The sequence below is a fragment of the Mesorhizobium sp. B1-1-7 genome (genome assembly GCF_006442705.1).
In the GTDB taxonomy this organism is placed as follows: Bacteria; Pseudomonadota; Alphaproteobacteria; order Rhizobiales; family Rhizobiaceae; genus Mesorhizobium; species Mesorhizobium opportunistum.
Map to the genome: position 1 here is coordinate 175015 of NZ_VFWQ01000009.1, position 26884 is coordinate 201898.

At 63.4% G+C, this 26884-nt stretch carries 24 protein-coding genes; 16 read left to right on the forward strand and 8 right to left on the reverse strand.

What is annotated here, in order from left to right; translation table 11 throughout:
- Positions 1-11 precede the first annotated feature (11 nt).
- From FJ978_RS17190 to FJ978_RS17200, 3 genes are all read right to left on the reverse strand, one after another.
- Positions 12-2174, reverse strand: coding sequence for a phosphatidylserine/phosphatidylglycerophosphate/cardiolipin synthase family protein (locus tag FJ978_RS17190; protein ID WP_140573044.1), 2163 nt, complete (start codon positions 2172-2174; stop codon positions 12-14).
- Positions 2171-2614 carry a hypothetical protein gene (locus FJ978_RS17195; RefSeq protein WP_140573045.1) on the reverse strand — a complete coding sequence of 148 codons (444 nt, stop codon included), beginning with the start codon at positions 2612-2614 and terminating at the stop codon, positions 2171-2173. Before FJ978_RS17195 ends, FJ978_RS17190 begins: the two co-directional genes overlap by 4 nt.
- Before the next feature lie 175 nt (positions 2615-2789).
- Positions 2790-3671, reverse strand: coding sequence for a LysR family transcriptional regulator (locus FJ978_RS17200; RefSeq protein WP_140573046.1), 882 nt, complete (start codon positions 3669-3671; stop codon positions 2790-2792).
- 376 nt (positions 3672-4047) lie between these two features.
- On the opposite strand from FJ978_RS17200, the gene FJ978_RS17210 reads away from it, so the two are divergent.
- Positions 4048-5544, forward strand: coding sequence for a CoA-acylating methylmalonate-semialdehyde dehydrogenase (locus FJ978_RS17210; RefSeq protein ID WP_013892477.1), 1497 nt, complete (start codon positions 4048-4050; stop codon positions 5542-5544).
- A 273-nt stretch (positions 5545-5817) separates the two neighbouring features.
- Complete coding sequence (locus FJ978_RS17215) at positions 5818-6114, forward strand: hypothetical protein (RefSeq protein ID WP_140573047.1); 297 nt, start codon at positions 5818-5820, stop codon at positions 6112-6114.
- Between the two features lie 13 nt (positions 6115-6127).
- On the opposite strand, the gene FJ978_RS17220 is transcribed toward FJ978_RS17215, so the two are convergent.
- A complete protein-coding gene (locus FJ978_RS17220) occupies positions 6128-6787 on the reverse strand; it encodes a GntR family transcriptional regulator (RefSeq protein ID WP_013892479.1) in 660 nt (219 codons plus the stop codon).
- A 102-nt stretch (positions 6788-6889) separates the two neighbouring features.
- Here FJ978_RS17220 and FJ978_RS17225 point away from each other — a divergent pair, with 102 nt between their 5' ends.
- The 13 genes from FJ978_RS17225 (at position 6890) to FJ978_RS17285 (ending at position 22047) form a co-directional block, all read left to right on the forward strand.
- Complete coding sequence (locus FJ978_RS17225; RefSeq protein WP_140573048.1) at positions 6890-7783, forward strand: dihydrodipicolinate synthase family protein; 894 nt, start codon at positions 6890-6892, stop codon at positions 7781-7783.
- A 53-nt stretch (positions 7784-7836) separates the two neighbouring features.
- Positions 7837-9087, forward strand: coding sequence for an FAD-binding oxidoreductase (locus tag FJ978_RS17230; protein WP_181176851.1), 1251 nt, complete (start codon positions 7837-7839; stop codon positions 9085-9087).
- A 30-nt stretch (positions 9088-9117) separates the two neighbouring features.
- Positions 9118-10119 (forward strand): 4-hydroxyproline epimerase, encoded by a 1002-nt coding sequence (locus FJ978_RS17235; RefSeq protein WP_140573049.1) that lies wholly within the window; start codon positions 9118-9120, stop codon positions 10117-10119.
- A gap of 333 nt (positions 10120-10452) precedes the next feature.
- On the forward strand, positions 10453-11355 hold the full coding sequence (locus tag FJ978_RS17240) for a branched-chain amino acid ABC transporter permease (protein WP_013892483.1): 903 nt from the start codon (positions 10453-10455) through the stop codon (positions 11353-11355).
- Between the two features lie 4 nt (positions 11356-11359).
- The gene (livM, locus tag FJ978_RS17245) at positions 11360-12955 is read left to right on the forward strand and encodes a high-affinity branched-chain amino acid ABC transporter permease LivM (protein WP_140573050.1); all 1596 of its coding nucleotides are present in this window, start codon (positions 11360-11362) and stop codon (positions 12953-12955) included.
- Positions 12955-14553 carry an ATP-binding cassette domain-containing protein gene (locus FJ978_RS17250; RefSeq protein WP_140573051.1) on the forward strand — a complete coding sequence of 533 codons (1599 nt, stop codon included), beginning with the start codon at positions 12955-12957 and terminating at the stop codon, positions 14551-14553. Before livM ends, FJ978_RS17250 begins: the two co-directional genes overlap by 1 nt.
- Positions 14553-15281, forward strand: coding sequence for an ABC transporter ATP-binding protein (locus FJ978_RS17255; protein WP_013892486.1), 729 nt, complete (start codon positions 14553-14555; stop codon positions 15279-15281). Before FJ978_RS17250 ends, FJ978_RS17255 begins: the two co-directional genes overlap by 1 nt.
- Positions 15282-15386: 105 nt before the next feature.
- A complete protein-coding gene (locus FJ978_RS17260) occupies positions 15387-15734 on the forward strand; it encodes a DUF6867 family protein (protein ID WP_013892487.1) in 348 nt (115 codons plus the stop codon).
- A 137-nt stretch (positions 15735-15871) separates the two neighbouring features.
- Positions 15872-16990, forward strand: coding sequence for a branched-chain amino acid ABC transporter substrate-binding protein (locus FJ978_RS17265; RefSeq protein WP_140573052.1), 1119 nt, complete (start codon positions 15872-15874; stop codon positions 16988-16990).
- A gap of 293 nt (positions 16991-17283) precedes the next feature.
- On the forward strand, positions 17284-20742 hold the full coding sequence (gene pyc / locus FJ978_RS17270) for a pyruvate carboxylase (RefSeq protein WP_140573053.1): 3459 nt from the start codon (positions 17284-17286) through the stop codon (positions 20740-20742).
- 162 nt (positions 20743-20904) lie between these two features.
- A complete protein-coding gene (locus FJ978_RS17275) occupies positions 20905-21165 on the forward strand; it encodes a DUF2312 domain-containing protein (protein WP_010912082.1) in 261 nt (86 codons plus the stop codon).
- A 147-nt stretch (positions 21166-21312) separates the two neighbouring features.
- On the forward strand, positions 21313-21753 hold the full coding sequence (locus FJ978_RS17280; RefSeq protein ID WP_013892490.1) for a hypothetical protein: 441 nt from the start codon (positions 21313-21315) through the stop codon (positions 21751-21753).
- Positions 21754-22047: a hypothetical protein gene (locus FJ978_RS17285; protein WP_140573054.1), complete on the forward strand. Its 294-nt coding sequence runs from the start codon at positions 21754-21756 to the stop codon at positions 22045-22047. It begins immediately after the preceding gene.
- 62 nt (positions 22048-22109) lie between these two features.
- Here FJ978_RS17285 and msrB read toward each other — a convergent pair whose 3' ends face one another.
- From msrB to FJ978_RS17305, 4 genes are all read right to left on the reverse strand, one after another.
- Complete coding sequence (gene msrB, locus FJ978_RS17290; RefSeq protein ID WP_013892492.1) at positions 22110-22514, reverse strand: peptide-methionine (R)-S-oxide reductase MsrB; 405 nt, start codon at positions 22512-22514, stop codon at positions 22110-22112.
- A 95-nt stretch (positions 22515-22609) separates the two neighbouring features.
- Positions 22610-23800, reverse strand: a complete 1191-nt coding sequence (locus FJ978_RS17295; RefSeq protein ID WP_140573055.1) for a VWA domain-containing protein — start codon at positions 23798-23800, stop codon at positions 22610-22612.
- Between the two features lie 6 nt (positions 23801-23806).
- A complete protein-coding gene (locus FJ978_RS17300) occupies positions 23807-24253 on the reverse strand; it encodes a GNAT family N-acetyltransferase (protein ID WP_013892494.1) in 447 nt (148 codons plus the stop codon).
- A 65-nt stretch (positions 24254-24318) separates the two neighbouring features.
- Entirely contained in the window at positions 24319-25182 is an 864-nt protein-coding gene (locus tag FJ978_RS17305) for a LysR family transcriptional regulator (protein ID WP_140573056.1), read from the reverse strand.
- A 136-nt stretch (positions 25183-25318) separates the two neighbouring features.
- Here FJ978_RS17305 and FJ978_RS17310 point away from each other — a divergent pair, with 136 nt between their 5' ends.
- Positions 25319-26884 (forward strand): MFS transporter, encoded by a 1566-nt coding sequence (locus FJ978_RS17310; protein WP_140573057.1) that lies wholly within the window; start codon positions 25319-25321, stop codon positions 26882-26884.

Below are 26884 nucleotides of genomic sequence, written 5' to 3' on the forward strand. Positions count from 1 at the left end.
CGGCCGCCAATTCAGAACGCCTGCTTGACCCAGACGTCGTCGAACAGCAGCCGGTAGGCCCACGGGATCGTCACATTGGCGGCGACCGGGTTGGAATGGGCGAGGTAATCGTCATAGACCGGCTTCATCCTGACGTAGAAGGCGGGGTCGAGCACCACCATGCCGTTCTCCGAGTCATGGAAGAAGCTGCGGTTGTTGAGGTTGACCGAGGAGATGGCCACCAGCCTCTCGTCGATCATCATGATCTTGGAGTGCAGCACCACATCGGGCGCCTTGAATTCGCGGATGTTGATGCGGTCGCCATATTCTTCGACGAACAGCTTGTTGAGCGCGGTGAGGAACTTGCCGCCGATATCGCCCTTGAGATCGATGCGGCCGACGATATCGATCTTGACCCCGCGCGCCAGCGCCCGGTCGAAGGCTCGCGCGAGGCTCGGCGTCAGGTTGAGGTAGGGATTGACGATCTGGATATGATGGCTGGCGGCATCGACCAGTTCGACGAAATAATCCTCCAGCGCATGGCTGTCCTCATAGGGCACCGAAATCAAATGCCGGGCATTGCCCGACGGGCGGCCACCATTGGAACGGACCGGGATAGAGAAGGGGCGCGCCAGGTTGGTGTCGGCGTCGCGCAACCACATCGTAGACAGATGCGCGGCGAGTGTGTCGACAATGGCGGGGTCGGCGAACTCGATGTCGAAGTCGCTCCAGTTCGAGTAGTAGTTCAGCGAAAAGCCGTCAGTCTTGCCGTATTGCTCGAGGTCCGGATAGCGCGACAGATCGATCGGCTGGTGGAACAGGAAACCGTCATGAATGTTGCGGCCGCCGATGATGACGCGCGAGCGCGCGGGATCGAGCGCCAGCGTCGCCAGCATCTTGACGTGATGGACCTTGTGCAATTGTGAAATCTGCTCGTCGATCGGCGCGCCATGGTCCGCCCGCCAGCGATATTCCTGCAGCTCGACATTGGGGAACTCGGCCGCCAGCCGGTGCAGCATGGCGTCGTCCTTTTCGCGCTCCAAGACGTCGGTGACCATGATGCGCACCTTGGTGCCAAGGCTGGCATGGTGGCGGATCAGCCGTTCGATGATGCGGCCGGAAAAATCCGCCTTGAACTCGAGCGACGAGAGATAGACCAGCTTCAGCCTCGGCGCCCTGGAGAAATCGAGCGGCAGTTCCGGGTCACCCTTGTCGATGGCCGCGTCGGACAGCGGCGCGCCCATAAGCGCCTCGACCTTGGCGTTGAAGCCGTCGCGCGATTTGCGCAGCAGGCGCGGCTGGCCGATCGGCACGGCGCAGGTCTGCGACAGCCAGCGGCTGGCGTAGAAGACGCGCTCAAGTGCGTCTAGGCTGGCATCGTCGGGAACCGGGCAGCGCTGGTAGCGGCTGTCGAAGGCGGCAAGCGCCGGATCGGCGGCCTCTTCGCGCCGGATAGCGAGCGGTGCGCCTGCCTGGGCAAGACTGGAGCGAATCCTCGCGTTGCAGCCGTTCAGGCTGTCACTTGGAAACAGGCTGGCCGTGTCGTCCGCGCCGGACAGGCGAAACCGGAATGCCGTGCCCGCGGCGATGGTGCGTGAGCCGCCGCCGGCACGAATGACCAGCGCGCCGTCGCAAGAACCTTCGATGTCGGCGGCCTGCTTGCCGGCCTGGCGCACGACGATCTCGACGCTGCGTGCCTGCAGGCCGGAGAAATCGAAAATCTTGGGCGCCGAGGGCCGTGCCGCTGCGTCGATGTAGAGCGTCTGCCGCGACACCCGCCAGCGTCCGTCGAAACGGCCCTCGCCGATATCGCCGCCGGACGGCGGCAGACGCGGCCTGGCCACGGGTCCGGCCAGTTGCTGCAGCGTCGTGTAGGTCGCCTGGAAGTCGCGGTTCTGGACGTCGCGGCGGTTTCGCCCGAACGGTCCGGTGCCGTTGGCGCGGTCCATGGCGCCGAGCTGGTTGTGGGCAAGCAGCGCCAGGAAGCGGCTTTCATAGTCGCTGGTGCGGGTGTTTCCGAAAAATTGTGCCGCAGCGACCTGTGGCCCGGGCGTGCCGGCCGACAGCGCGGGACGGGTGCAGGCCGCCTGTCCCGGCGGGAACTCGCAGGCGTTCCGGCCTGGGCCCGCACAGCCGGCAAGGGCAGTGAGCGCCAGCCCGAACACGGCCAGGATGATCGATGCACGGCCGTTCAATCAGTTGCTCCGGCCTTCAGGGCACTCAACTGCGCCGGGTCTCGCGGTGGCATGAAGCCTTGCGGAAAAACCGTGCAGATCGGAATGGCAAAGGTGGCGATCAGCAATTCCGCTTCGCTGCGCATCTTGCGGGGCGCCGTCTTGTCATCGCGGATCGCCCTGGCCGAAGCGACAAGAGCGCCATCGCAGTCGCAATGGTTGTGACGGGCGATGTAGCAGGCGTCATGGGTCCGGCAAACCGCGTCGAGGCGGTCGACCGGCCGGGCCGAGAGATCCCCGGTGCGGGTGCCTGGGCCGCAGTAATTGCCGATGACGAAGGGCGAGGGGCGCGCCATGGCGTAACGGATGGGCTTGGGCAATTCGGCTTCCGGCACTTTTGTCCATGGGTTGGCGCAGGCCGAGACGAAAAGCAGCGGCAGGATGGCAAGAACGGCTCGCATATTTCCGCGCCAGCTTTCCGAAAGATTTCCCCACCCGGCGATCCGCCCATGGCCGCGATCGCATGGCTGATGCCACATTGGCTGGTTCCGTGGCAAGGTAAAGGCGGCGTCCATCGCCGGATCGTGATATGTCGTGGCGGCACACCTTGGCCGGCACGATGGGCCGTGATTGCCTTTATACGAAGAGACTTTTTTCCCGCTCCACCGCCTTGGTGATGTAGCTGGCGACGATCTGGACCCGCCGCAGCGGCCTGACGGACTCGTGATAGACCAGCCAGTAGGCGCGGCGGATGGGTGCCACAACATCGACGGCCATCAGTTCCGGCATCGAGCGGGCGACAAAGGTATGCAGGATGCCGATGCCGGCACCAGACCTCACCGCTTCTGCCTGGCCGAGTGCGGAGGAAATGGCGAAGCTGGTGCGCCAGTCCGGGCTGAATTCGGCGGCATAGTCGAGCGAGGGGCTGACGATGAGGTCGGGCACATAGCCGATCAGCGTGTGCTGGCCGAGTTCGGCAGCGGTCCTGGGCAGGCCATGTGCTTGCGCATAGGCGCGGGAGGCGAACAGGCCGAGCGTGTAGTCGACCAGCTTTCCCGCCACCAGCCGGCCCTCGGTCGGCCGCTCGACGGTGATGGCGATGTCGGCCTCGCGGCGCGACAGCGAGAAGGAGCGCGGCACCGGCACGAGCTGGATCGTCAATTCGCGGTGCAGCGCGGTCAGTTCGCCGAGGCGCTTGGCCAGGAAGGCGACGCCAAACCCGTCGGGCGCACCGATGCGGACCGTGCCCGAGACGTCGTCGCCTTCGCCCGATATGGTCGAGCGCGCGGCGATCATGTCGCCCTCCATGCGCTCGGCAATGTCGAGAAAACGCTCGCCCGCGGGCGTCAGCTCGCTGCCGGTGGTCAGGCGGCGGAAGAGTTTCGTGCGCAGCGCCTCCTCGAGTGCCGCGATGCGGCGCGAGACGGTGGCGTGGTTGAGTTCCAGCCGTTTGGCGGCACCGAGGATCTGCCCAGCGCGGGCCACGGCGAGGAAGATGCGGACGTCATCCCAGTTCATGAGAGTGGTCCGAATGACAATGGTCAGCGTAGCGTTCTGTGGCGCCCCCCTCTGTCCTGCCGGACATCTCCCCCTCTAGGGGGGAGATTGGCAGCGTCGCCGACAGTCCCTCCTTGACAGCCCCCATGATTGGCGAAGGCGAATATGACAGCGCAATCTCCCCCCTAGAGGGGGAGATGTCCGGCAGGACAGAGGGGGGCGCTAAGGAACTCAACGTTGATCATTCCTGGTGTAAGAGGCCCCATCATTTGCGAGAATTGATGCTCTTCCGTCAACCGCTATCTATTTTTCGCACAACGGTTGCGTTCTCGCTCGCGTTGCCATTCGCCGGCCGAAGGCGGACAATGCGGGTATCACGAACAAAGGGAGAGACATCATGATCGAATACGGTCATTTCATCGGCGGCAAGCATGTCGCCGGCACCAGCGGCCGCAAGCAGGACGTCATGCAGCCGATGGACGGCACGGTGCGCGGTACGGTGGCGCTGGCTTCGCAGGCGGAATTGCGCGCGGCGGTCGAGAACGCCAAGGCCGCACAGCCGAAATGGGCCGCCACCAATCCGCAGCGCCGCGTGCGCGTGCTGATGAAATTCCTCGAGCTGGTCGCCCGCGACTACGACGAGCTGGCCGACATACTGGCGCGCGAGCATGGCAAGACCATCGCCGATGCCAAGGGCGACATCCAGCGCGGCCTCGAAGTGGTCGAGGTCTGCATCGGTGCTCCGCACATGATGAAGGGCGAGTTCACCGACGGCGCCGGCCCCGGCATCGACGTCTATTCGATGCGCCAGCCGCTCGGCGTTGTCGCCGGCATCACGCCGTTCAACTTCCCGGCGATGATCCCGCTGTGGAAGATCGCCCCGGCGATCGCCTGCGGCAACGCTTTCATCCTGAAGCCTTCCGAGCGTGACCCGGGCGTGCCGATCCGCATCGCCGAGCTGTTCCTCGAGGCCGGCCTGCCGGCGGGCATCCTCAACGTCGTCAATGGCGACAAGGAAGTCGTCGACGCCATCCTCGACGATCCCGACATCAAGGCCATCGGCTTTGTCGGCTCGACGCCGATCGCTCACTACATCTATTCGCGCGGCACTGCCGCCGGCAAGCGCGTGCAGTGCTTCGGCGGCGCCAAGAACCACATGATCATCATGCCCGACGCCGACATGGACCAGACCGTCGATGCGCTGATCGGCGCCGGCTACGGCTCGGCGGGCGAGCGCTGCATGGCGATCTCGGTGGCTGTCCCGGTCGGCAACGACACCGCCAACCGGCTGATGGAAAAGCTCGTTCCGCGCGTCGAGAGCCTGAAGGTCGGCCCGTCGACGGATTCGGCCGCCGATTTCGGCCCGCTGGTGACGCGCCAGGCGCTGGAGCGGGTGAAAGGCTATGTCGACACCGGCGTCAAGGAAGGCGCCAAGCTGGTCGTCGACGGCCGCGGCTTCTCGATGCAGGGCTATGAGAACGGCTACTACATGGGCGGCTGCCTGTTCGACAATGTCACGGCCGACATGAGTATCTACAAGGAAGAGATTTTCGGGCCGGTGCTCTCGGTGGTGCGCGCGCCGACCTATGAGAGCGCGATCAAGCTCGCCAACGACCATGAGATGGGCAATGGCGTCGCCATCTTCACCCGTGACGGCGACGCCGCGCGCGACTTCGCTAGCCGTGTCCAGGTCGGCATGGTCGGCATCAACGTGCCGATCCCGGTGCCGATCGCTTACTACACGTTCGGCGGCTGGAAGGCGTCGTCCTTCGGCGATCTCAACCAGCACGGTCCGGACGCTTTCCGCTTCTACACCAAGACCAAGACGGTGACCTCGCGCTGGCCGTCCGGCATCAAGGACGGCGCCGAGTTCGTCATCCCGACGATGAACTAGCCGGACGGTTTCCTGCTTGCGCGTCCTCGCCTTCGGCTGCGGGCGCGCGGGGCGGGCATGAAGGCAGACAGCAAAGGCTCGGGCTCAGAACCCGAGCCTTTTTCTTGCCCGGTCGCGGTCGGTATCCACGTGAACGCTAATGTGATGGAACCTGGCGGCGCGTTGCCGTCTTAGGTTGCAGTCCTGCCGCCTGGAGGCCTGGAGGCGCGGCAGATCAACCAACGGCGCTGGCGACAGCTTCGGGGGCAATCGTTTGGCGCAGGGAGGTGTCAGATGGCACGTCTTATTGCAACGATATCTCTGGTGGCGGCTTCCGCGTTTTTCGCCGCCCAGGCATCGGCCGCACCGCAATGCGCCGCGCGTACGGACATGGTCAAGGCGCTCGGTGAGAAGTTCCACGAAAGCCAGGCGGCGCACGGCCTAGTCAACCCGAGCGTGATTCTCGAGATCTTCGTTTCCGAGCAGGGCACCTGGACCATCCTGGCCACCGATATCCATGGCCAGAGCTGCGTCATCACGGCGGGCGAAGGTTGGGACGGCGCCATGATGGCGGGGATGCCCGGCGCCTGAATTGACATCGGGCTCAGCGCGTGGCTGCCGCCTCGGCATGGCCGCGCAGCAGCGCCATCAGCCGCTTGGCGTCCTTGGCCGCGGCCTCTTCATCTCCGTCAAGGATAGAGCGGATCAGGGCAACGTGGTGCTCGGCCGATTCGGCGAGCCCGGTGTCGGCCTTGTAGCGGAACCAGAAGCGGCGGCTGTGGGTCTGCAAGGGGGCGGCCAGCCGCGCGGCAAAGGGGTTGTCGGCGGCCATCGCCAGAGCCTCGTCGAGCGCTTTGTCGGCCTGGATGAAGGCCAGCACATTGCCTGAGATGACCGCCTTCTGCATGGCAAGGGCTGCCTCGTGAAACAGGTCGGCGGCCTCGCGGGTGACGAAGCGTGCGGCCGAGCGGGCCAGCACCACCTCGACGCCGCGCCGGGCGTCGAGCACGCGCAGCCAGTCGCCGGGATGCAGCGGCGCGATCGCGATGCCGGCACGCGGACGCACGTCGAGCAGCCCTTCCCAGGCCAGCCGCTGGATCGCCTCGCGCACCGGCGTGCGGCCGAGCGCCAGCCTATCGATGAGGGCGCCCTCGGTGACGAAGCTCGCCGGCGCCAGTTCGAGCGTGACGATCATGTGCTCGAGCACGCGATAGGCCCGAGTCGCGGCCGGCTCGGACAAGGCGCTTGCTTCCTTGGATATCAAAGGCTGTCTCCTGATATATCCAGGATATATCATAACGGATTCCGCATTGACAGCGGCTTTCTTAACAGATATACGGCTGATATATCAGATGGAGCAATGATCATGTGGACCGGAGTTTTCCCCGCCGTCACGACCAAATTCACCGCCGACGATCGTCTCGATCATGCCGAGATGGAGCGCTGCTTTGCCCTGCAGATGGAGGCCGGCTGCGACGGCATCATCGTTTGCGGCTCGCTCGGCGAAGGGCCGATGCTGTCGCATGACGAGAAGATCGAGGTGCTGAAGACGGCCCAGAAAGTCGCCGGCAAGAAGCCCGTGCTGCTGACGGTCAACGAAGCCGGCACCCGCGAGGCCGCCAGCATCGCAAAGCGCGCCGCCAAGGAAGGCGCCAACGGCCTGATGGTGGTGCCGAGCCCGATCTACCATACCAATGAGGAAGAGACGGTGGCGGCCCTTCGCGCGGTTGCGCAGGCCGGCGACCTGCCGGTGATGATCTACTCCAACCGCCTGGCCTATCGCGTCGACGTCACCGTCGACCAGATGGAGGAGCTGGCGTCGGACAAGCGCTTCGTCGCCGTCAAGGAGTCCTCCGACGACATCCGCCGCTCGACCGAGATCATCAATCGCCTGGGCACCCGCTACGACCTGTTCACCGGCGTCGACAATCTGGCCTTCGAGGCGCTGTCGGTCGGTGCAATCGGCTGGGTGGCCGGCCTGGTCACCGCCTTCCCGCGCGAGACCGTCGCCATCTACCAGCTGATGAAGCAGGGCCGCCGCGAGGAGGCGCTTTCGATCTACCGCTGGTTCCGGCCGCTGCTCGATCTCGACGTCTCGACCTACCTGGTGCAGAACATCAAGCTTGCCGAAGTGTTCGCCATCCAAACCAATGATCGCGTGCGCATGCCGCGCCAGCCGCTGTCGGGCGAGCGCCGCAAGGCGGTCGAAAAGATCATCAAGGACGCGCTGGCGGTGCGGCCGACGCTGCCGCAGTTCTAAGCTGGCTGGGCGGATCGAGCTAAGGGCTGGCACATGCACCACGGCACGCAGCCATGAATAGCGATGCTGCAATCGACATCGCCATCATCGGCGGCGGCATCATCGGCATTTGTGCGGCCGCCTTGCTTGCCGAGGCGGGGCGCGACGTCACGGTCTTCGACCGTACCGGCATCTGCGAGGAGACGAGTTCCGGCAATGCCGCCGCCTTCGCCTTCTCCGACGTGCTGCCGCTGGCCCACAAGGGCATGATCCGGCAATTGCCGAAATGGCTGGCCGACCCGCTCGGGCCACTCAGCATCCCGCCGGCCTACCTGCCGAAGCTCCTGCCTTGGCTGATCCGTTTCTGGCGGGCCGGCGCACCAGAGAAATACGAGGCGAGCCTCACCACCCAGGCCGGCATGATGAAGCTCGCCGAAGCGGAGTGGATGGGCTTGCTCGACCGCTCCGGTACGCGATCGATGCTGCGCGAGGACGGCTCGCTCGAACTTTACGAAAGCGAAGGCGAGTTTCAGGCCGGGTTGTCCGGCTGGGCCGCGCGCGAACGTTTTGGCATCGGCTTCCGCCATGTCGAGGGCGAGGACCTTGCGACGTTGCAGCCGGGCCTGTCGCCATGCTTCGTCAAGGGCACGTTCGTGCCGGGCTGGAAGACGGTCGCCGACCCAAAACTGCTCGGCAAGGCGGTGTGGGCCTATGCGCAGTCCAAGGGCGCGCGTTTTCAAATGGCTCGGATCGATCGTGTCGCGGCGGACCAGGATAGTGCGACGCTGACGCTGGCCGATGGATCCACAAGGCGCGCGAGACAGCTCGTCATCGCAGCCGGCGCCTGGTCGCACCTTCTGGCCAGGCAGCTCGGCGATCGCATTCCGCTCGAAACCGAGCGTGGCTACAACACGACCTTGCCGACGAGCGCCTTCGAGGTGAAGCGGATGCTGATCTTCTCCGGCCATGGCTTCGTCATCACGCCGCTGGAAACCGGCTTGCGCGTCGGCGGTGCGGTCGAACTCGGCGGCATCGAACGGCCGCCCAATTATGCCAGGTCGAAGGCGCTGCTGCGGAAGGCGCAGAAATTCCTACCGGGGCTCGATCCCTCGGGCGGGCGCGAATGGATGGGATTCCGGCCCTCGCTGCCGGATTCGGTTCCGGTCATCGGCAAGGCGCAAGGAAGCCGGCCGGTGGTCTATGCCTTCGGCCACGGCCATCTCGGCCTGACCCAGGCGGCCGCCACCGGGCGGTTGATCCGGGGGCTCGTCCTGGGGCAGACTCCACCTGTCGATCTGGCCCCCTTCAGTCCACAACGGTTTTGATTTTTTCGGGTTTGATTTTCGAGGAACGACATGGCCAAGAAATCCTTCTTCTGCATCGACGGCCACACCTGCGGCAATCCGGTGCGGCTGGTCGCCGGCGGCGGACCATTGCTGCAGGGTTCGACGATGATGGAACGGCGCGCGCATTTCCTCGCCGAGTATGACTGGATCCGTACCGGATTGATGTTCGAGCCGCGCGGTCACGACGTGATGTCCGGCTCGATCCTCTACCCGCCGACGCGCGAGGATTGCGACATCGCCATCCTGTTCATCGAAACCTCCGGCTGCCTGCCGATGTGCGGCCACGGCACCATCGGCACGGTGACGATGGCGATCGAGCACGAACTGATCAAGCCGAAGACGCCGGGCGTGCTGAGGCTCGACACGCCGGCCGGCCTGGTCATCGCCGAATACAAACAGGTCGGCGAATATGTCGAGGAGGTGCGCATCACCAACGTGCCGTCCTTCCTCCATGCCGAAGGACTGACGGTCGAGTGTCCCGGGCTTGGCGAGATCACCGTCGATGTCGCCTATGGCGGCAATTTCTACGCCATCGTCGAGCCGCAGGCGAACTACCGCGACATGGCCGACTATTCCGCCGGCGACTTCATCGCCTGGAGCCCGGTGGTGCGGCAGCGGCTCAACGAGAAATACACTTTCGTGCATCCGGAGAACCCAGGCATCAACCGGCTGTCGCACATGCTGTGGACCGGCAACCCCACGGTCGCGGGAGCCGACGCCCGCAACGCCGTCTTCTACGGCGACAAGGCGATCGACCGCTCACCCTGCGGCACAGGCACCTCGGCACGCATGGCGCAGCTTCACGCAAAGGGCAAGCTCAAGGCCGGCGACAGCTTCGTCCATGAATCGATCATCGGCTCGCTGTTCAAGGGCAAGGTCGAAAAGGAGGTCACGGTCGCGGGAAAGCCGGCGATCGTTCCCTCGATCGGCGGCTGGGCGCGCACGACCGGATTGAACACGATCTTCATCGATGACCGCGATCCGTTCGCGCATGGGTTCATCGTCAAATAGTCGATTCATCACGCTAGGGAAGGCGCGCAAACGCAAAAGGGAATTCTGTCAGGAACGCAACGATTCTTCTCATCACCTAATTTTGACGGCGATTTCTTCGAAGCGGGGCGCATGATGAGGTCGAATCGTCAAAGACATTGCGTTATGCCAATGGTAGGGTCCGCGATAGTCCAGGGTCGGGAGCGAAAAAACGGGCAATCGGACGGCGTGCCGCCAAAACACGCATGACGATTGAAAAATCACGTTGCAATCCGGCCTCGAAACTTTACGACTAGGGGAAATACGAAAAGGAATGCGTCTGCATGGGCGACATTCCAGGGGAGCCATGTACACATGCAGTATTTTGTCCAGCAGCTTATCAACGGGCTGACGCTGGGATCGATCTATGGGCTGATCGCGATCGGCTATACGATGGTCTACGGCATCATAGGCATGATCAACTTCGCCCATGGTGATATCTTCATGGTGGGCGCCTTCGCGGCGCTGATCGTGTTCCTCATCCTCGGCGCGCTGTTCTACTCGGTGCCCGTGGTCATCGCACTGCTGGTCATGATGATCGTGGCGATGCTGCTCACCAGCCTCTACAACTGGACGATCGAGAAAGTCGCCTACAGGCCGCTGCGCGGTTCGTTCCGCCTGGCGCCGCTGATCACCGCCATCGGCATGTCGATCACGCTGTCTAATTTCGTCCAGGTGACCCAAGGACCGCGCAACAAGCCGATCCCGCCGATGGTGTCCGAGGTCTACAACATCAACGGTGTCAGCGTATCGCTGAAGCAGATCATCATCGTCATCGTCACCGCGCTGCTGCTGGCGCTGTTCTGGTACCTGGTCAACAAGACCTCGCTTGGCCGCGCCCAGCGCGCCTGCGAACAGGACCGCAAGATGGCGGCGCTGCTTGGCATCGATGTCGACCGCACCATCTCGATCACCTTCATCATGGGCGCCGCGCTCGCCGCCGTGGCCGGCACGCTGTTCCTGATGTATTACGGCGTCGTTGCCTTCTCCGACGGCTTCACGCCTGGTGTGAAAGCCTTCACGGCCGCAGTGCTCGGCGGCATCGGCTCGCTGCCGGGCGCCGTACTCGGCGGGCTGCTGATCGGCTTCATCGAAAGCATGTGGTCGGCGTATTTCTCGATCGACTACAAGGACGTCGCGGCGTTCTCGATCCTGGCGATCGTGCTGATCTTCCTGCCTTCCGGCATTCTGGGCCGGCCAGAAGTCGAAAAGGTCTGAGATCATGGCCGTCACCGTATCTCCCGAGAGCGACACCGTCGCCACCCCTGTCCAACGCGCCCTCAAGGAAGCGTTCTATGCCGGCGCCATCTCGCTTGGCCTGTTCGTGCTGTTCATCGGGCTGAAGACCGGCCAGAACATGTCCAATGAACTGGTCGTGACGACGCGCTGGGGCCTGCTCGCCGCCGTGGTCATCGCCACGGCCGTCGGACGCTTCCTCTATGTCGCCTACGGCCAGCCGTTTATGGCCAGCCAGAAGATAACCAATGTTGCCACCGGCCTGTTGCCGGCCAGCGTGGCGTCACGGTTCTTCCAACTGCCGTGGTTTATTGCGGCCGTTGTCGCGGCGGTGCTGCTGTTTGCATTGAACAGTTCTCTCGCCGGATGGGTGGGAGCAGAACCGGCCGGCTATCTGCAATTCCTGCGCGCCGTTGCGGTCATCTACGTGCTGGCTTGCGTGATCTACTACTTCCGCGCCTTCATCCATGCCAACTTCACCAAATTGGGCATCACGGCGTTGGTGCTGTACCCGATCCTGGTGATCGCAGTGCTGTCGCTGAACGCCTGGTCGATTGTCGGCGGGATGCAGGGTTCGCTGAAATGGGTCGATAATTTCGGCATCCAGATCCTGATCTATGTGATGCTGGCATGGGGCCTGAACATCGTCGTCGGCCTCGCTGGCCTGCTCGACCTCGGCTACGTCGCCTTCTATGCACTTGGGGCCTACGCGTATGCACTTCTCGCCACGCATTTCGGCCTGTCTTTCTGGATCCTGTTGCCGGCCGCGGGCGCCATGGCGGCGCTGTGGGGTGTGCTGCTCGGCTTCCCGGTGCTGCGCCTGCGCGGCGACTATCTGGCAATCGTCACGCTGGCTTTCGGCGAGATCATCCGCCTGGTGCTGATCAACTGGCGTGAGGTCACCAACGGTTCAGCGGGCATTTCGGGCATTCCCAAGGTCAGCTTCTTCGGCCTGATGTCGTTCAACGTGTCAGACCCGAACTACATTGCCAAGGTGCTGGGCATCGCCCAGTCGGGCGCCTACTACAAGATCTTCCTCTACTACCTGATCCTCGGCCTTTGCCTGCTCACCGCCTTCGTCACCATCAGGCTGCGCCGTCTGCCTGTTGGCCGTGCATGGGAAGCCTTGCGCGAGGACGAGATCGCCTGCCGCTCGCTCGGCATCAACACCACCACCACGAAACTGACCGCCTTTGCCACCGGTGCCATGTTCGGTGGCTTCGCCGGCTCCTTCTTCGCCGCGCGGCAAGGCTTCGTCAGCCCGGAATCCTTCGTCTTCCTGGAATCGGCCATCATCCTGGCCATCGTCGTGCTCGGCGGCATGGGATCGCTGGTCGGCATCGCGGTTGCCGCGATGGTGATGATCGGCGGCACCGAGGCGCTGCGCGAACTCGACTTCCTCAAGCAGATCTTCGGGCCGGACTTCACGCCCGAACTCTACCGCATGCTTTTGTTCGGCATGGCCATGGTCATCGTCATGCTGTGGAAGCCGCGTGGCTTCGTCGGCAGTCGCGAACCGACGGCTTTCCTGAAAGAGCGAAGGGCGGTCTCCGGGTCCTTTACCAAGGAAGGACACGGCTGATGAATGCGAACCCGATCGAGAAGACCAATACCGGTATGAACGACGCTATCCTGCAGGTCGAACACCTGTCGATGAAGTTCGGCGGCCTGGTCGCCATCGGCGACCTGTCCTTCACCGCCAGGCGCGGCGAGATCACGGCGCTGATCGGTCCCAACGGCGCCGGCAAGACCACCGTGTTCAACTGCATCACCGGCTTCTACAAGCCATCGGAAGGCATGATCACGCTCAACCGGGCCGACGGCTCGAGCTACCTGCTGGAGCGGCTGCCCAACCACGAGATCCCGGCGCGCGCCAAGGTGGCGCGCACCTTCCAGAACATACGCCTGTTCTCGGGTATGACGCTGCTGGAGAACCTTTTGGTTGCCCAGCACAACAAGCTGATGAAGGCATCCGGTTATACGGTGCTTGGCCTGTTCGGCTTCAGCGGTTATCGCAAGGCCTCGGCCGAATCGGTGGAGCTCGCCAAGCACTGGCTGGAGAAGGCGGACCTCGTCGACCGTGCCGACGATCCGGCCGGCGATCTGCCCTATGGCGCGCAGCGGCGGCTCGAGATAGCGCGCGCCATGTGCACCGGGCCGGAGCTTCTGTGCCTCGACGAGCCGGCAGCCGGTCTCAACCCGAAGGAATCGCTGGCGCTCAATGCGCTGCTGATGGATATCAAGAATACGTCGGGCACCTCGATCCTGCTGATCGAGCACGACATGTCGGTGGTCATGAAGATTTCCGACCACGTCGTGGTGCTCGAATATGGCCGCAAGATCTCCGACGGCAACCCGCAGTCGGTGCGAACCGATCCGCGCGTCATCGCTGCTTATCTCGGCGTCGACGACGAGGAGGTCGAGACCGTGCTGACCGAAGTCGGCGACGAGGACGTCATCGAACAGCTAGACACCGGTCCGGATTCCGCGCATGGGCCGGGCACGTCGTCGTCGTATCTCGCCGGGCCGGTGAGCGACACAGTTAGCCACAGCGAAGGTGAGCGCGTCACGGTGTCCAAGGGCGCCTCGAAGGCGGCACAGTTCGATGCGCGCACGGCGAGCGTGGCAAGCAGGCCAATCGTCGCCAACCCGGCCCCGGCGGCGAAAACGGCAGCGAAGAAACCGGCGGCCAAGAAAACGGCCGCGACGAAAACGACGGGCAAGGCGCCCGCGGCGAAGGCCGAAGGCGTTTCGAACCGCCTCGCTGCCCCACGTGGCGGCAAGGCCGACAATCTGACCCGCATCAAAGGCATCGGTACAGTCAACGAGAAGAAGCTCAACGAACACGGCATCTTCCATTTCGACCAGATCGGCGCCTGGAAGAAGGCCGATGTCGAGGCGGTCGAAGCCTATCTCGCCTTCGATGGACGCATCACGCGCGAGGAATGGGTCAAGCAGGCCAAGCTGCTCAGCCAGGGCAAGGATACGGAATTCTCGCGCCGCGTCGATGCGGGCAAGGTGGCGACCAGCCATGCTTCCGGGAAGGCCGCAAACGCGGCTTCGAAGACCACAAACGTGGCTTCTGGGAAGACCGCAAAAGCGGCTTCGAAGACCGCAAACGCGGCTTCCGGGAAGACTGCTGCCAAGCCTGCCGCAGGCAAGCGCGGAGGGAGCAAGTGATGGCCGGGACAACGCTCCTCGATATCAAGGGTGTGCAGACCTACTACGGCAACATCCGGGCGCTGAATGGTGTCGACGTCACCGTCAGGGAGGGTGAGATCGTGGCGCTCATCGGCGCCAACGGCGCCGGCAAGTCGACGCTGATGATGACCATCTTCGGTGCGCCGCGCGCCCGCTCGGGCACGATCACCTTCGCCGGCACCGACATCACCCAGATGCCGACGCACGAGATCGCGCGCATGCGCATCGCGCAATCGCCGGAGGGGCGCCGCATCTTCCCGCGCATGACGGTGATGGAAAACCTGCAGATGGGCGCCAGCCTCGACAACCTCAAACATTACGACGAGGACGTCGAGAAGGTGTTCACGCTGTTCCCGAGACTGAAGGAGCGCATCGCCCAGCGTGGCGGTACGCTGTCGGGCGGCGAGCAGCAGATGCTGTCGATCGGACGCGCGCTGATGGCGCGGCCGAAACTGCTGCTGCTCGACGAGCCGTCGCTGGGGCTGGCGCCGCTGATCGTCAAGCAGATCTTCGACGCCATCCGCGAGTTGAACCGCACGCAAGGGCTGACGGTGTTCCTGGTCGAGCAGAACGCGTTCGGCGCGCTCAAGCTCGCCACGCGCGGCTACGTCATGGTCAATGGCAATGTGACGATGAGCGGCACCGGCAAGGAACTGCTCGCCAATCCGGAAGTGCGTGCCGCCTATCTCGAAGGCGGACATCATTGAGTTTGGAGCGGGATGTGCATCCGGCATTCCGCTCCAAATTGTTTGTCACATGATCTTTGTCCGAAAGTCTGCAACTTTTCGGGATCATGCCAGGGAGACTTCACCATGCAAGGCATTCTCTATGAGGAACCGTCGATCTGGCAGTTCTTCTTCGTCACCTGCCTGCTCGGCGGCTGGGCTGCCTGGATGACCGGGAAGGCGAGCGCCCAGACGTGGCGCAGCTTTATCCAGCTGTTCGCCTATCTGCTGGGGCTCGGCATCGGCATCCGCTTCATCCATCATGCGCTGTTCGACGGCACGATGTTCTCGCTGCATTACTATATCGTAGACACAATCGTGCTGATGATATTGGGCTTCGTCGGCTATCAATACACACGAACCAACCAGATGGTCACACAGTATAATTGGCTCTACGAAAGAGCTTCGATTTTGAGCTGGAAACCGAAAGGTTGACGTTCATCATTAACGCCGCGTCAGGGATGAAACGGCGTGACAAGTGCCTGAAAATCGGCAAACTATGCTTTCTGCGATAAGGGTGGGCATCGCATGAAAGCTTCATCCACGCCCACTCCGTTAATGGGAGCGTTTAAATGAAAAAGTCACTTTTGTCCGCTGTTGCCCTGACCGCGCTGGTCGCGTTCAGCGGCAATGCGTGGGCTGACGTACTGTTCGCCGTCGCCGGTCCGATCACGGGCCCGAACGCGGCCTTCGGCGCACAGTTGCAGAAGGGCGCCGAGGCGGCCGTCGCTGCGATCAATGCCAAGGGCGGCATCAATGGCGAGCAGATCAAGCTCGAAATCGGCGACGACGTCTCCGATCCGAAGCAGGGCATCTCGGTCGCCAACAAGTTCGTCGGCGACGGCGTCAAGTTCGTGATCGGCCACTTCAACTCGGGCGTGTCGATCCCGGCCTCGGAAGTCTACGCTGAAAACAACATCGTCGAAATCACGCCGGCCGCGACCAACCCGAAGTTCACCGAGCGCGGCCTGTGGAATGTGTTCCGCACCTGCGGACGCGATGATCAGCAAGGCAGCATCGCCGGCGCCTACATCGCCGCGAATTTCAAGGATGCCAAGGTCGCCGTCATTCATGACAAGACCCCCTATGGCCAGGGCCTCGCCGACGAAACCAAGAAGGCAATGAATGCCGCTGGCGTCAAGGAAGTCATGTATGAAGGCATCAATGTCGGCGACAAGGACTTCTCGGCGCTGATCGCCAAGATGAAGGAAGCCGGCGTCACCCTGATCTACTGGGGCGGCCTGCATACCGAAGCCGGCCTGATCATCCGCCAGTCCGCGGATCAGGGCCTGAAGGCGCCGATGATGTCGGGCGACGGCATCGTGACGGACGAGCTTGCGGCGATCGCGGGCGACGCCGTCGCCGGTACGCTCAACACGTTCGGCCCCGACCCACGCCTGATCCCGGCCAACAAGGAACTCGTCGAGAAGTTCCGCGCGCAGGGCTTCGAGCCGGAAGCTTACACGCTCTACGCCTACGCCGCCGTGCAGGTGGTCGCCGAGGCGGCCGCTGCCGCCAAGACGAACGACCCGCAGGCCGTTGCCAAGGCGATGCACGAAAACGGTCCGTTCCCGACCGTTCTGGGCGATCTTGCCTATGACGCCAAGGGCGACCCGAAGCTGCCGGGCTACATCATGTACGAGTGGAAGAAGAAGGACGACGGAAAGTATTCCTGGTTCCCGAAGTCGTAATCCACTCAGACAGATCTGAGACCAATGATGCCCGGCGCCACGCGCCGGGCATTTTCTTTGGCGCATTCCGGTGGCTGATGCCCCTCTTCGCCGGCCCTCCTTGGGCCGGAGAGATCGCATCCAGGATCGAAATTGTCGCCGTTGTTCCGTCCGTTCGAGCGAATGCGTGCGAGTGTTGGCCGGACAATTGATTTAAATCGGTTTAAATGGGCGTTGATTTTGTTTGCACTGCAGCATTTTCACGCTAATCATGGCGCCGGTTTCTCTTCCCTTCCGCTGCTGGAGCCCAGTCCTTGGCCATCACGAAGATCCTCGTCGCCAACCGGTCAGAAATCGCCATCCGCGTCTTTCGCGCGGCCAACGAGCTGGGCCTCAAAACCGTGGCGATCTGGGCCGAGGAAGACAAATATTCGCTGCACCGCTTCAAGGCCGACGAGAGCTACCAGGTCGGGCGCGGCCCGCATCTCGCCAAGGACATGGGGCCGATCGAGAGCTATCTGTCGATCGAGGAGGTGATCCGCGTCGCCAGGCTTTCGGGCGCCGATGCGATCCACCCGGGTTACGGGCTTCTGTCGGAGAGCCCCGAATTCGCCGAGGCCTGCGCGCAGGCCGGCATCACCTTTATCGGGCCAAAGCCGGACACGATGCGCCGGCTCGGCAACAAGGTCGCGGCCCGCAATCTGGCCATCGAGGTCGGCGTGCCGGTGATCCCCGCCACCGATCCGCTGCCCGACGACATGGACGCGGTCAAGAAACTGGCCAAGGAGATCGGCTATCCGGTGATGCTGAAGGCCTCTTGGGGCGGCGGCGGACGCGGCATGCGCGCCATCCGCGCCGAGGCCGATCTCGCCCGCGAAGTGACGGAAGGCAAGCGCGAGGCGAAAGCCGCCTTCGGCAAGGACGAGGTCTATCTCGAAAAGCTGATCGAGCGCGCCCGCCATGTCGAGGTGCAGGTGCTTGGCGACACCCATGGCAACGCCGTGCATCTCTTCGAGCGCGACTGCTCGATACAGCGCCGCAACCAGAAAGTCGTCGAGCGTGCGCCGGCGCCCTATCTCGAAATGTCGCAGCGCGAGGAGCTTTGCGGCCACGCACTGAAGATCGCGCGCGAAACCAGCTACATCGGCGCCGGCACGGTCGAGTTCCTGCAGGATGCCGATACCGGCAAGTTCTATTTCATCGAGGTCAACCCGCGCATCCAGGTCGAACATACCGTCACCGAGATGGTGACCGGCATCGATATCGTCAAAGCCCAGATCCACATTCTCGACGGCTTCGCCATCGGCACACCGGAATCGGGCGTGCCGGCGCAGAAGGACATCAGGCTGAACGGCCATGCCCTGCAGTGCCGCATCACCACCGAGGATCCCGAGCACAATTTCATCCCGGATTACGGTCGCATCACGGCCTATCGCGGCGCCACCGGCTTCGGCATCCGCCTTGATGGCGGCACCGCCTATTCCGGCGCGGTCATCACCCGCTTCTACGATCCGCTGCTGGAGAAGGTGACGGCCTGGGCGCCGACGCCGGCCGAGACCATCGCGCGCATGAACCGCGCCTTGCGCGAGTTCCGCATCCGGGGCGTCGCCACCAACCTCACCTTCCTCGAAGCGATCATCAATCACCCGAGCTTCGCCGACAATTCCTATACGACGAAGTTCATCGACACGACGCCGGAGCTGTTCCAGCAGGTCAAGCGGCAGGACCGGGCGACCAAGCTCGTCAACTACCTGGCTGATGTCAGCGTCAACGGCCATCCCGAGACGCGCGGCCGGCCGATGCCGAAGGCCGATGCGGCGCCGCCCGTGGTGCCCTATCTCAACGGCAACGTGCCCGCCGGCAGCAAGCAGAAGCTCGATGTGCTCGGCCCGGAAAAGTTCGCCGCCTGGATGCGCGACCAAAAGGAAGTGCTGGTCACCGACACGACGATGCGCGACGGCCATCAGTCGCTGCTGGCGACCCGCATGCGCACGCATGACATTGCCGGCATCGCCGGCACCTATGCGCGCGCCCTGCCGCAGCTTCTGTCGCTGGAATGCTGGGGCGGCGCGACCTTCGACGTGGCGATGCGCTTCCTCACAGAGGACCCGTGGGAGCGGCTGTCGCTGGTGCGCGAGGCAGCGCCCAACCTGTTGCTGCAGATGCTGCTGCGCGGCGCCAACGGCGTCGGTTACACCAACTATCCCGACAATGTCGTGCAGCATTTCGTCAAGCAGGCCGCAAGCGGCGGCATCGACCTGTTCCGTGTCTTCGATTGCCTGAACTGGGTCGAGAACATGCGCGTCGCCATGGACGCGGTCGGCGCCGAGGGCAAGCTGATCGAAGCGGCGATGTGCTACACCGGCGATATTCTCGATCCGGCGCGAGCCAAGTACGACCTGAAATACTATGTCGGGCTGGCGGGCGAGTTGCAGGCGGCAGGCGCCCATATCATCGCGGTCAAGGACATGGCCGGCCTGCTGAAGCCGAGTGCTGCCCGCGTGCTGTTCAAGGCGCTGCGCGAGGCGACCGACCTGCCGATTCATTTCCACACTCACGACACGTCGGGCCTGTCGGCGGCGACGGTGCTGGCGGCGGTGGAGAGCGGCGTCGACGCCATCGACGCGGCGATGGATGCCTTCTCCGGCAACACGTCGCAGCCTTGCCTGGGCTCGATCGTCGAGGCGCTGAAGGGCACCGAGCGCGACCCGGGCCTCGACCCGCAATGGATCCGCAAGATTTCGTTCTACTGGGAAGCGGTGCGCAACCAGTACGCCGCCTTCGAAAGCGACCTGAAAGGGCCGGCCTCGGAAGTCTACCTGCACGAAATGCCGGGCGGACAGTTCACCAACCTCAAGGAACAGGCGCGCTCGCTTGGGCTGGAGACGCGCTGGCACGAGGTGGCGCAGACCTATCACGACGTCAATTTGATGTTCGGCGACATCGTCAAGGTGACGCCGTCGTCCAAGGTCGTCGGCGACATGGCGCTGATGATGGTGAGCCAGGACCTGACGGTCGCCGATGTCGAGAACCCGGCCAGGGACATCGCGTTCCCGGACTCGGTCGTCTCGATGCTGCGCGGCGATCTCGGCCAGTCGCCGGGCGGCTGGCCGCAAGCGCTGCAGAAAAAGGCGCTGAAGGGCGACAAGCCGATCACGGCGCGGCCCGGCTCGCTGCTGAAGCCCGCCGATCTCAAGGCCAGCCGCAAGGAGATCGAGGAGAAGCTCGAGCGCAAGCTCTCGGAATACGAGTTCGCCTCGTGGCTGATGTATCCGAAGGTGTTTTCCGACTTCGCCGCGGCGCAGGAAGCATACGGCCCGGTCAGCGTCCTGCCGACGCCGACCTATTTCTACGGCATGAAATCGGAAGACGAGATCTTCGTCGACATCGAGAAGGGCAAGACACTGGTGATACGGTGCCTGGCCATCGGCGATGTCGACGACAAGGGCATGGTCACCGTGTTCTTCGAGCTCAACGGCCAGCCGCGTCGCGTCAAGGTGCCGGACCGGGCGCATGGCGCTTCCGCGGCCAAGGCGCGCCGCAAGGCCGAACCCGGCAACGAGGCGCATGTCGGCGCGCCGATGCCGGGCGTGGTCTCCGCGCTTGCGGTCGCCGCCGGCCAGGCGGTGAAGGCCGGCGACGTGCTGCTCTCCATCGAAGCCATGAAGATGGAGACGGCACTGCATGCCGAGCGCGACGGCACGGTCGCCGAGGTGCTGGTCAAGGCCGGCGACCAGATCGATGCCAAGGATCTGCTGATCGCCTTCGCCTGAAACCTCGCGCAAGCGGGCAAGCTGTCGGCTTCTGTCGGCAGCCCTTAGCGCGCTGTTCGATAACCGCTTGACCCCGTGCCCCCGGTCGGGCATCGAACCGCTGAAATTCGCCGTGGCACGGTCCCCGAGTCGCGGCGCGGAACCGATTCTTTGGAGAAAAAAATGGCCGACGATATCACCGAGACCAGCCAGACTGTTGCCGCCGGCCAGCTGCGTGCCCTCATCGAGCGCATCGAGCGGCTCGAGGAAGAAAAGAAGACGATCGCCGACGACATCAAGGAAGTGTTCGCCGAGGCCAAGGGCACCGGTTTCGATACCAAGGCGATCCGCACCATCATCCGTCTGCGCAAGAAAGATCAGGCCGAACGCCAGGAGGAAGACGCCATCCTCGATCTGTATATGGCCGCGCTCGGCATGGTCTAAGACTGGTGCAGTTCGCCGTTTCACGGAAACGGCGAATTGCGCTATCTCTTTGTTGACGCAATTCCGGACGGAAAACCGTTTTCACTTTTCCTGGAATTGCTTTGGCGTCCGGCGCCCGATGCGGTTGCCGGAGATACGGTTCGAACCATGAGCGAATTCGACTTTGGCGGCCGTCGCGCCTCGGAATTCCGCCATCGCGGCTTCTGGTCGCTGTTCGCTGAACGGCATCCGGAAGAAAGGGCGCGGCTGGCGCGGCGTGGACCCTGGTTCTGGCAGCGCGGATTGCCCGATTTCGCCCTGGTCCTGTCCATGTATGTCGCGCCGGCGCAGAACCATGTCGGCGTCTTCTTCGGCCGCAACGAGAAGTTCGGCGCCACGCAGAGCTGGTCGCGGCTGAAGCCGTTCCAGCCGGCGATCGAAGAGAGGCTGAAGCTCAGGCCGGAGCAAAGTTGCGAGGGCCTCGGCATCAATTCGATGTGGCGGGTGAACTGCTATGCCGAGGACAACTGGCCGGCGATGACCGACTGGCTGGTGACGGAATGTTCGCGTGTCGAACGCGCCGTTGCCGAAGTGCTGGGGCAGGGGTAGGTGATCGCGGATTTCTTCCGCTCGCGCTGGCTTGGCCAGGTGCCGCTCGACCGGCTGTTCTGGCGTGACATGCTGCTCGTCGGGACATTGATCAATATGGCGTCTTCGGCGCTGGCGCTGATCCTGCTCGGGCTGAAGATGCCGCTCGGCCTCGTTTTGGCAGTGCATTTCGCGCCGGTGCCCTACAACATCTTCCTGATGTCGGCCGTGTGGCGGACGGCCGAGAGCGGCGCTAAGGCGTCGCTGATGCTGCTGGGCTCCGCACTCTGGCTTATCGCCACCGTGGTCGTCTGAAGAACGCACAGGCATGAAAAAGGGCGGCCGAAGCCGCCCTTTCCGGGGCTATAGGCTGCCGCTCAGGCGGCCGGTTCGAATTTCAAGGCCACACCGTTGATGCAGTAGCGCAGGCCGGTCGGTGGCGGGCCATCCTCGAAGACGTGGCCGAGATGGCTGCCGCAGCGGGCGCAGTGGCATTCGGTGCGGACCATGCCGTAGCTGCGGTCGATTGTGTTCTCGACCGAACCTGGCACCGGATCGTTGAAGCTCGGCCAGCCGGTGCCGCTCTCGAACTTCAGCTTGGATTCGAACAGCGGCTGGTCGCAGCCGACGCAGGAAAATGTGCCGGCGCGCTTCTCGTAGAGCAAGGCGCAGCTTCCCGGACGCTCGGTGCCGTGGCCGCGCATGACCGCATATTGCTCCGGCGTCAGCCGGGCGCGCCATTCGGCGTCGGTGCGGGTGACGGGATAGGTGTGGGTGTCCATGTGATCTCCTCAGCCTTGGCGGCTCGTTATTGGTTGCAACCTCATATTCGCCCGAAGATAGGCGTTTGTTACCGGCATGGCCAGTTCTGGCGCACTCAATGCTTCCTTGAAAGCTGTTTCGTGGCGCCTTCGAGCCCGGCCAGCGTCAGCGGAAACATGCGGCCGCCGAAGATGTCGCGGATCATCGCGATCGAATGCGTAAAGCCCCAGTTCTTTTCGCTCTCCGGATTGAGCCATACCGCGTTCGGCCACTGCCGCAGCAGACGGCCGAGCCAGACGGCGCCGGCTTCCGGGTTCCAGTGCTCGACCGAGCCGCCGGGATGGGCGATCTCGTAAGGGCTCATCGAGGCGTCGCCGACGACGATCACCTTGTAGTCCGGCCCGTATTTGTGAATGAGGTCGAAGGTCGGGACCGTTTCGGCATGGCGGCGCCGGTTGTCCTTCCACACGCCCTCATAGAGGCAGTTGTGGAAATAGAAATATTCGAGCTGGCGAAATTCGGCGCGGGCGGCCGAAAACAGCTCCTCGACGCTTTTGATGTGATCGTCCATCGAGCCGCCGACATCGAAGAACATCAAAAGCTTCACGGCGTTACGCCGCTCGGGCCGGGTCTGGACGTCGAGATAGCCGTGCTCGGCGGTGGCATGGATGGTGCCGGGCAGGTCGAATTCCTCCTCGGCGCCTTCGCGCACCCAGCGGCGCAGCCGCTTCAGCGCGATCTTGATGTTGCGGGTGCCGAGTTCGACGGCATCGTCGAAATTCCGGAATTCGCGCTTGTCCCATACCTTCACCGCGCGGCGGTTGCGGCTTTCATGCTGGCCGATGCGCACGCCTTCGGGATTGTAGCCATAAGCGCCGAAGGGCGAGGTGCCGCCAGTGCCGATCCATTTCGAGCCGCCCTGGTGGCGGCCCTTCTGTTCCTCGAGCCGCTGCTTCAAGGTCTCCATCAGCCTGTCGAAACCGCCGAGCGCCTCGACCAGTTTTTTCTCTTCCTCGGTCAGGTGCTTTTCGGCAAGCCGGCGCAGCCATTCCTCGGGAATATTGGCGACATCCAGCGCGTCCGGTCCGCCCAGCGCCTCGATGCCCTTGAAGACATGCGCGAACACCTGGTCGAAGCGGTCGATATGGCGCTCGTCCTTCACCAGGGCGGCGCGGGCGAGGTAATAAAAACCTTCGACGTCGTAGTCGACCAACCCGGCTTCCAGACCCTCCAGCAGCGACAGATATTCCCTGAGCGAGACGGGAACGCGCGCGGCCTTCAGTTCGAGGAAGAAAGGGATGAACATGGCCGGTTATAGCAAATCATACTCGATGAAGCCCGTGCGGCGGGCGACGTGGTCGTAAAGCTTGCGCGCGGTGGTGTTGGTCTCGTGCGTCATCCAGTAGACATTCTTGACGCCGATCTTGCCGGCTTCCTGCTTGACCGCCTCGATCAGTGCGGCACCGATGCCCTTGCCGCGGACGTCCGGGTCGGCGAACAAATCCTGCAGATAGCAGTTGTTTTTCTCCGACCAGCCGGAGCGGTGGTACAGGTAGTGCGTGAGACCGACCGCTTTGCCGTCCAGTGTGGCGATGAAGCCTTTCGGCTCGAACTCACCCGGAGTGAACAGCCGCTTCCAGGTGACGGCGTAGACCTCTTCCGGCAGCTTGGTCTCGTAGAAGGTCAGGTAGTCGGTCCACAGGCGGCGCCAGTCGGCATGGTCGGATTGGGCAAGCGGGCGCACTACAATCTCGGTCATTTCGTTCCCTCTGAAATCTGGAACCCGATCCATACCAACAGAATCGGGATCAGGAACACCTCTGCCTATTCGGCAGGCGAATTATATTCGCGAAAAGCGGTCGCGAGCATGTGCAGCGCCTCTCGCGCCCGCGGCGACAGAGCGTGCGACTGCAAAATGATATCCGACGGAGGAATTGGTGGCAGGCGGAGTTTGCGGCCCACCTCGATCAGGCCCGGAGGCACAACCCGGTAAGCGAGGGCGGAAAGCGCAAAGCCGGCCGACACTGCGATGTTGACGGCCGCGCCGCCACCGCCGACGAAGGCCTCATTCCAGGCGATGCCTGCCCGGTCCAGCGCCTCGACCGCTCTCATGCGGTCCGGGCAATTGCATCTGGTGCTCAAAAGAGCCAGGCGCAGGGGCGTGCCTGGTCGCCATTCGAAGGCGGGGGCCGCGAACCAGCCATAGTGGGTGCGCGACAAAGCTTCACCGCGTCGACTGTCATCTTCCTGGTGCACAATCACCGCATCGAGTTCGCCGCGATCGAAAGCTTCTTCCAGCATGGAGCTGGTGTCGATCCGTATGTTGAGCGCGAGCGACGGATCGTGGGCATGAAGCTGGGCGATCAGCGTGGAAAGCTCAGGCCCCGCGACATGATCGACGAAGCCGAGCGCAAGCCGACATGGCGCAGCGGAAAACTCCGCGACGGCGCGTTCATGGGCGGCAAGGAATTCGCGGGCCACGGGCAGGAAGACAGCCCCCCTTTCCGACAGGGCCACGCGGCGCGGAGTTCGTTCGATCAAACGTGCGCCGAGCTTTTCCTCGAGCCGCCGCAGCTTGACGCTGATCGTCGCCTGGGTGCTGCCAAGTGCTGCAGCCGCCCGGGTGAAGCTCTGCAGATCGGCCACCATGACGAAAGTGCGCACGGCATCGACATCGAGACTGGTCATCTCCGGCATTCCATTTTGTTATCTCTGAAATAGAAATGCATAGTCTTTTTTCATGGTCAAGCCTCGTCTATGTCATCTCGACCGCGGTTCGAAGAGCCAGCCCGGTTCCAGAATGTTCCGACTGAAAGTGATCGATATGACATTTCAAATCGACCGAAACACCGTTGCGCTTGCCGGGGCTTGCCTTGCCTCGCTGCTGTTCGGCCTCGAAATCTCCAGCGTCCCGGTGATCCTTCCGAAACTGGAAAGCGTGCTCGCCGCCGACTTCAAGGATCTGCAATGGATCATGAACGCCTACACCATTGCCTGCACCACGGTGCTGATGGCGACAGGAACGCTGGCCGACCGCTTCGGCCGCAAACGGGTGATGGTGATCGCCACCATCGCCTTCGGCATAGCCTCATTGCTGTGCGGTCTGGCAGCGAGCGCTCCGCTCCTCATCGTTGCACGCTTCCTGCAAGGCTTGGCGGGAGGGGCGATGTTCACCTGCAGCGTGGCCGTCTTGTCCCACCAGTTTCAGGACGGCAGCGAACGCGGCAAGGCTTTTGTGGCCTGGAGCGTGGTCTCGGGCATCGGGCTTGGCTTTGGTCCCGCCATCGGTGGATTGATCGTCGCGTTCTCGAGCTGGCAGTGGGTGTTCCTCATCCATGTGCCGCTTGCCATCCTTGCCCTGGTCTTCATCGGTGCCGGTGTCACCGAATCGCGCGATCGCAACGCCCAGAAGCTTGACCGTGCCGGTATCCTGACGCTCTCGTTCGCGGTGTTCGGCTTCTCCTATCTGATCACGCAAGGGACCGATCTCGGCTCTGCCGCCCGCATCGGCGTGGCAAGTGCTGCCGTGCTGGCCTTCGCCGCGTTCCTCGTTGCCGAGAAGATCAGCCCCTACCCGATGTTCGATTTCTCGGTATTCCGGATCCGCCAATTTTCGGGAGCGATCATGGGCGGCATCGGCATGAATTTCAGCTATTGGCCGTTCATCATCTATCTGCCGATCTATTTTTCGGGCGTGCTCGGCTATGACAGCACCACGACCGGCCTGCTGCTGCTCGTCTACACGCTTCCCTTGATGCTGATGTCCTCGACCGCCGAGCGCCTGCGCGCCCACTATCAGGCGCGGGTGGCGATCCCGCTCGGGTTGCTGACATTGGGCGTCGGCTTTATCGCCATGAGGATAGGGTCGAGCCTTGAGGGAGCCAACTGGCTGACGATGCTGCCCGGTACGCTGATCGCCGGTATCGGTATCGGCCTCACCAACTCACCGACCACCAACACCACGACGGGTTCGGTGTCGCCGGATCGCGCCGGCATGGCTTCGGGCATCGATATCAGCGCGCGGCTGATCACGCTCGCCATCAACATCGCGGTGCTGGGCCTGCTGTTGACGCAGGGAATTGCTTCCTATCTCAAAACCGCATTGGGCACGGCCCTTGACCCGGACGAATTGCGCGCGTTGGCGGAAAGGATCGCCACCGGAAATCTCGACGGCCTCTCGCAATATTCGCCGAGGCTGGCGACCCTCGACCCGTCCGGCGCGCTTGCGCATGCCGCGTTGGTCAATGGTTTTGGGTGGGTCATGCTCTATAGCGGGATCGGCGTTCTTGCCCTTGCCGTCATCAGCTTCGTCGTCTTCGGCCCCAGAAACGCGCAGCAAGAGGCAAGGGACCGTCGTCGTTCTCAGGGCGCAAGCGAAGCTCGATCGTAG